The sequence below is a fragment of the Nostoc sp. CHAB 5715 genome, assembly GCF_020829685.1.
GTDB lineage: Bacteria > Cyanobacteriota > Cyanobacteriia > Cyanobacteriales > Nostocaceae > Nostoc.
Map to the genome: position 1 here is coordinate 1 of NZ_JAIVFR010000383.1, position 6,498 is coordinate 6,498.

General features: G+C 42.2%; 9 protein-coding genes. 4 read left to right on the forward strand and 5 right to left on the reverse strand.

Annotated features, from left to right (window positions below):
• The coding region (locus tag LC574_RS20690; protein ID WP_229455326.1) for a hypothetical protein at positions 1-464 on the reverse strand (464 nt) is incomplete at its 3' end.
• Positions 465-523: 59 nt separating this feature from the next.
• Here LC574_RS20690 and LC574_RS20695 point away from each other — a divergent pair.
• Positions 524-817 (forward strand): type II toxin-antitoxin system HigB family toxin, encoded by a 294-nt coding sequence (locus tag LC574_RS20695; protein WP_229455327.1) that lies wholly within the window; start codon positions 524-526, stop codon positions 815-817.
• Positions 818-1,047: 230 nt separating this feature from the next.
• Complete coding sequence (locus LC574_RS20700) at positions 1,048-1,428, forward strand: type II toxin-antitoxin system HigA family antitoxin (protein ID WP_229455328.1); 381 nt, start codon at positions 1,048-1,050, stop codon at positions 1,426-1,428.
• Positions 1,429-1,449: 21 nt separating this feature from the next.
• Here LC574_RS20700 and LC574_RS20705 read toward each other — a convergent pair whose 3' ends face one another.
• Both LC574_RS20705 and LC574_RS20710 read right to left on the reverse strand, forming a co-directional pair.
• A complete protein-coding gene (locus LC574_RS20705; protein ID WP_229455329.1) occupies positions 1,450-1,689 on the reverse strand; it encodes a hypothetical protein in 240 nt (79 codons plus the stop codon).
• A 98-nt stretch (positions 1,690-1,787) separates the two neighbouring features.
• Entirely contained in the window at positions 1,788-2,954 is a 1,167-nt protein-coding gene (locus LC574_RS20710) for a pyridoxal phosphate-dependent aminotransferase (RefSeq protein WP_229455341.1), read from the reverse strand.
• Between the two features lie 447 nt (positions 2,955-3,401).
• Here LC574_RS20710 and bchI point away from each other — a divergent pair, with 447 nt between their 5' ends.
• A complete protein-coding gene (bchI, locus tag LC574_RS20715; protein WP_229455331.1) occupies positions 3,402-4,526 on the forward strand; it encodes a magnesium chelatase ATPase subunit I in 1,125 nt (374 codons plus the stop codon).
• 249 nt (positions 4,527-4,775) lie between these two features.
• A complete protein-coding gene (locus LC574_RS20720) occupies positions 4,776-5,072 on the forward strand; it encodes a hypothetical protein (protein WP_229455332.1) in 297 nt (98 codons plus the stop codon).
• 104 nt (positions 5,073-5,176) lie between these two features.
• On the opposite strand, the gene LC574_RS20725 is transcribed toward LC574_RS20720, so the two are convergent.
• Both LC574_RS20725 and LC574_RS20730 read right to left on the reverse strand, forming a co-directional pair.
• Positions 5,177-6,265: a nucleotidyltransferase domain-containing protein gene (locus LC574_RS20725; protein ID WP_229455339.1), complete on the reverse strand. Its 1,089-nt coding sequence runs from the start codon at positions 6,263-6,265 to the stop codon at positions 5,177-5,179.
• A 30-nt stretch (positions 6,266-6,295) separates the two neighbouring features.
• The coding region (locus LC574_RS20730; RefSeq protein ID WP_229455340.1) for a hypothetical protein at positions 6,296-6,498 on the reverse strand (203 nt) is incomplete at its 5' end.

The following is a 6,498-nucleotide window of genomic DNA, read 5'->3' on the forward strand; positions in this document are numbered from 1 at the left end:
ACTACCCATGTATCTAAGGCAATCAACTCCGTCGCTAACTGAGTAAATCCCCGTGTTAAGTCTGCTTGTTTTGCTTCTACTACCAAAATATTGTATTTTGACTGAAGATAGTAGTCTAAGTCACCTCTGAGATACTGGTTTACTTCAATGGGGTACTCAATATTAACTGTTGCTTTTGTGATATGGGCTACTTCTAATAAAATGGGTGCGATTAGTACCTCTCGTCTAGCGGCTTCACTAGTTAGACTAACACGAGCGATCGCTTCTTCTAGGCGTTGGCGTAAGTCTGGTAGTCGAGTCAGTAATTCTAAAGCAGCGACAGGTAAATTGATTGTTGCTTTAGTTAAAGTTACTCCTAATTCCCGCAAAATATCGGCGGGAGCAAATTTCATTTGGAAATAGCTGCCGAATGTGTAGAATTCATTTGGTTTAAGTATCGGGGGACGCTGACGTTCAGTTGTCATTTCTCATTGGTCAAGGTTTCAAGTATATTTATGTATCGTAACGCTGTAATTACCTCATTATGCGAATCATTGCCCGCAGCACGTTACGAAAGTTTTGGGAAGCATATCCCGATGCCGAACAGTCATTAAAGGCTTGGTTTGATGAAGCATCTCGTGCAGAATGGGATAGTCCGGCAAATATTAAAAGCACTTACCGCAATGCCAGTATTATTGCTAATAACCGTGTTATTTTTAATATCAAAGGTAACGATTATCGCTTAATTGTTCACGTTCATTATGATATTGGAATTATTTTTATTCGTTTTCTTGGAACGCATAAAGAATACGATAACGGGGAGCATTCAAATGTGTAAAAACATATTTTGTCATTGCGTTCGCCCTTGGCGTTCCCGCAGGGTACGTAATGAAATGAAGCGAAGCAATCGCAGCATCTAGACTTTGCGATTGCTTCATTCCGCTTCTCTACGAGACGCTACCGCGAACGCTCCATTCGCAATGACTACCTGCTAACTTAGTAAATTTGCTTGCATTGGGATGCTCCCCGATAACGTAGATGCAACAAGTATTTGAGACAGTAATACCTATGCTTGAAACTCGTCCAATCCGCAATGAAGCTGATTATCGTGCTGCGCTTGATGAAATTGAAAGATTGTTTGATGCAGAACTAAATACACCAGAGTCTGACCGATTGGAAGTTTTAACTACGCTGGTGGAAGCATACGAGCAAAGGCATTACCCAATCGAAGCACCAGATCCTATTGAAGCAATTTTATATTATCTCGAATCTCGTGGGTTGTCTGTAGATGAATTAGAACCTGTTATTGGCAGTAAAGCAGAAATTGCCGATATTTTGCATCGCAAGCAGGCGCTAACCTTGGAGATGATTCGGGGTTTGCATGAACAATTGGGGATTCCGGTAGAGATTTTGATTCAACCATATCCTTTGACACAAAATTCAGCTTAATGGTGCTGGAATTAATTGACATTAACTAAGCCTAAAACCCTTTTGACGTTTTTGCTCCCACCATTCATCTGAAACTTCAAGCTTAGAACTCGGAACTTGAGCTTCGGAACATGAAACTTCAAGCTTGGAACTCGAAACTTCAAGCTTGGAACTCGAAACTTCAAGCTTAGAACTCGGAACTTCAAGCTTAGAACTCGGAACTTGAGCTTCAGAACTCGGAACTTGAGCTTCAGAACTCGGAACTTCAGGTTTAAAAATCAACTCCACCCCTTCTGAGTCGAAAAGGTGGAGTTAAGAAGTTGAAGAGTTGGGAAATTCTCCTCACAAATGACAAATGACAACTGACAAATGACAACCAACTAAATACGCGACTTGACAAATTTCTCTAATCTATCCATTCCCTTTTCAATCGTCGCCATATCTGTGGCGTAGGAAAGGCGAATGTTGTCATCAGCGCCAAAAGCAATTCCGGGAATGACTGCAACTTGATTTTCTCCCAGTAAAGCGTCACAAAATTCTAGGGATTTTAGACCGGTTTTGCTGATATCAGGAAACAGATAAAAAGCGCCATCTGGTTTTGCGGTACTCAATCCGGGAATGGCGTTGAGTCTGTCTAGCATAACTTGTCGGCGTTTGGCGAAGGCTTGGCGCATTTCTTCGACACAATCTTGAGGACTTTGTAGCGCCGCGATCGCACCATATTGGGCAAAGGTACACACGTTAGATGTACTATGCCCTTGGATGGTACTCGCTGCCTTAATGATTTCCACAGGCCCCGCTAAATAACCGAGACGCCACCCAGTCATAGAATAAGCTTTCGCAAACCCATTACTAATCAAAGTGCGGTCAAAAATTTCCTTCCCAAGAGAACCGATGCTGATATGTTCTGCACCGTCGTAGAGAATTTTTTCGTAAATCTCATCAGAGACGACAAAGATATCTGCATCAACTACTACCTGCGCCAGTGCTTTGATTTCATCTAGCGTGTAAACCATCCCTGTAGGATTAGATGGAGAGTTGAGGATAAATAGCTTTGTCTTCGGCGTGATTGCTTTACGGAGTTGTTCGGGAGTAATTTTATAGCCCGTCGTTGCATCTGTGGACACAATTACCGAGACTCCACCGACCAAAGTCACCATTTCGGGATAACTTAACCAGTAGGGTGCAGGGATAATTACCTCATCACCTGGATCGATTAACGCCACCATCAAGTTGTACAGAGAATGCTTACCGCCATTGGTGACGATGACATTTTCCGACTTATAATCAAGACCGTTATCCGTTTTAAGCTTATGGGCGATCGCTTCCCTTAACTTTGGTTCTCCAGCTGCTGCACCATACTTGGTTTTGCCTTCATCCAAAGCTTTTACTGCTGCGGCTTTAATATGCGCTGGAGTATCAAAATCTGGTTCTCCGGCGCTAAAACTACAAACATCTATTCCTTCTGCCTTCAGTCCCTTAGCCTTGGCTGCGATCGCTAAGGTTAATGAAGGTGTTACCTGACTTACTCTTGCTGCCAGCTTCATTCTTACTATTTTTGGCAAATCTTTCACTTATTTAAGGATATCCCAGAATCCCTACCAAGATTTGTTTTTCTGAATTTGTTGGGAACTGGGGAGTAGGGAATGGGGAGTCGGGAGTAGGGAGTGGGGAGCTTTCAAGGGTAGGTATTTAAAAATTAGACAGTAGAGAGGGTGATTTGAAAGACATTTTTCTTGGTGAGATTGGGCATTTTTTCTATAACTTTTCTAGTCCATTGTCTTAATTCCTCACTTTTTCTTTAATTCTGCTTTCCATCTGCCTTGCATATTTTTGCGGTCTGACATCAGTTCTGTATTTTACCTGCTGATTTGCTCTTTTCTTAAATACCTGCCCTTGAAAGCGCCCCCTGCCCCCGATCTTCACATTCCCCTACACCCCACCTGTGTCACAATAGAGAACTGTAATAAGAAAAATATTGTTAAGGTAATTTAGTGAGTCCAACTGCTCAATCCACGGCAAGTGCGCGTCGCGTGGTATTTCCTTTTACGGCAATTGTGGGCCAGGAAGAAATGAAACTGGCGTTGCTATTAAACGTGATTGACCCCAAAATTGGTGGTGTAATGATCATGGGCGATCGCGGCACCGGGAAATCCACAACTATCCGGGCGCTGGCGGATCTGCTGCCAGAAATTTCTGTGGTTGCCAATGACCCCTTCAGTAGCGATCCTAGCGACCCCGACTTGATGAGCGATGAAGTCCGCCAACTGTTAGAACAAGGGGCCCAAATTCCTGTAACTCACAAAAAAGTCCAAATGGTAGACCTGCCGCTAGGAGCTACAGAAGACCGAGTTTGTGGCACAATCGACATTGAGAAAGCTTTATCTGAAGGTGTCAAAGTTTTTGAACCCGGACTGCTGGCAAAGGCTAACCGAGGCATTCTTTATGTGGATGAAGTCAACTTGCTAGATGACCACCTCGTAGACGTGCTACTAGATTCCGCAGCGAGTGGATGGAACACTGTAGAACGGGAAGGTATTTCTATCCGTCACCCAGCGCGTTTCGTTCTTGTGGGTTCTGGAAACCCGGAAGAAGGCGAACTACGCCCGCAATTGCTCGATCGCTTTGGGATGCACGCAGAAATTCATACCGTAAAAGAACCAACCTTGCGGGTGCAAATCGTGGAACAACGGGCGGATTTTGACCAAAATCCTCCAGTATTTCTCGAAAAGTACAAATCCCAGCAAGAAGCACTGCAAGAGCAAATTGTCAATGCTCAACAGCTTTTGCCAGAAGTGAAAATTGACTATGATCTGCGGGTAAAAATTTCTGAAGTCTGTTCAGAACTGGATGTAGACGGTTTGCGAGGTGACATTGTTAGTAACCGCGCCGCCAAAGCCTTAACAGCTTATGAAGGACGTACTGAAGTTACAGTTGATGATATCCACCGCGTAATTACGCTATGCTTGCGTCACAGGCTGCGGAAAGACCCCTTAGAATCGATTGATTCTGGCTACAAAGTCGCCAAAGTTTTTAGCCGCGTCTTTGGCGTCGAACTACCAGAAAGTGATATTGCACAAAAAAACGGCATAGGTCAAAAGTTAGGGGCTAGGGGTTAAAAGTTAAGAGTGAGGAGTGAGGAGTTAGGAGTGAGGAGTAGAGACGCGATTAATCGCGTCTGTACAGGAGTTTTGAATGGAAAGCTGCTTCATAACTCACAATTTTAATTCCTCACTCAACAGTCAGTATATAACTCAAAACTTTTAACTCTTAACTCAGCATTCAGCACTAACTCATAACTCATAACTCCTAACTCATAACTCCTAACTCATAACTCCTAACTCCTAACTTTTAATTCAACACTGATTATGAGATTTTGGTCTTTTTGGTTCAACAGCTTTATTCTATCTAGCCAATACAACCCGCCCAGGTTTGTAGAATTATTGATGCTCTTATTAGCGATCGCTATGCTGGCAATAGCCAGTATTTTACCGGATAGACCCTATTTAATCTTAGGCTTGAGCTTAGTAGTTGGGGCATCTATTTCTATCTTAGTGCGGGAAGCGATCGCTCCCTCACCTCAGACACGAATTACCCAACTAACAGCATCGCTATTGCTGATTATCAGCCTCTATGGCTTTGCTGATTTAATGTACGCTCTTTAATGGGGAGTGGGGAGTGGGGAGTAGGGAATAGGGAATAGGGAAGAAACTTAATCAACAATGTCCCATGCCCAATGCCCAATGCCCAATGCCCCATGCCCAATAACTTACCAATTCTGCATTTCCACCAATTCCATACACAAATCATTAATTTGCTCCAAATCAGGTTTGTGAGGTAAAGCAGATTGTTCGTAAACAATTTCCATTTCAGCGACCAAATCTTCTGCCATTTTCATCACCTCTTCATAAGAATACTCACCCTTCAAAATAGCTTTTAAATCCTCAACATCACGAGCTATTCTCCTATCTACAATCACTTCACCCCGTCGTAATATTTCTACTCCACTGCGTAACAATCTAATGCAGTGCATTCCATGTTTGAGGTCAAAACCCGATTTTCTTTCCATTTCTGCCCTAGCTGGATTTCTATTTTCCTGCCAAGATAAGTAAGCCTTCCATTCTCTTAAAGCTATTTGATAACTTTGGCTTTTCTGAAGCAAGCGGATAAAATCTTTACGGCTATTGGTTAACTTTTGAGTATATTCCAAAGTTTCATCGGGTAAAGTGTATTGTTTCAACACGCCTTTAAAATCAATATCTGCCGTCAGCAATTGATATAATTGTTCCGCTTCTTCCAAAAATTCAATCCGTCCTCTGATTAAGTTATAAAGATATTCCAGAAAAGCATTTAGCTCATCTTTGCTGAGGGGTGCTTCGTCTTCTATGGCAAAATCAGATGGTATTGGTTTTTTTTGTGGTGGCTTTAACAACCATTTACGATGAGTTTCCATTTTTTTGATTTGGGCAAAAGCATAACCAGTGTAAGTATGTTTTACTTTCTTGCTCAAAAATAGTTGTTTATGATTAATTAAATGCTGTCCGACTGCGTTTACAAAAGGATAGTTATTTAACCAGAGCAATTCTAAAACATTGGGATTCGCGCCCGCTAATAACTGGAGGATTTTTCTTAATTCATATATAACTGTGTCTTTGTTGCCATCAATGAATGAAAATATACCTGGTTCATCCCAACCAGCATCTTTTTGTTCTATATGATCAAATCCCAAGTAGTACCTTTTGGGTGCGATAAATACTCCCCGATAATCAAAATCTGAATCAGGACGATTTAAACCATAGCCGTGGCTACCCGCCAAACCAATTAAAATAGTTCTTTGCTCAACTTCTATTCTTTTCATATCACCTGATTAAAATATAGTCATCCTAACTCATGATTTAAGCAGGTGGTAAGTGGAGAATGGGGATGCAGACGAGCAGAATAACAATCCCCCCATACCCAATGACAAATGACAAATGACTAATACCAATCCTAACTCATGAGTTAAGCAGGTGGTAAGTCGGGAATGGGGATGCAGACGAGCAGAATAACAATCCCCCCATACCCAATGACAAATGACTAATGACAAATGAC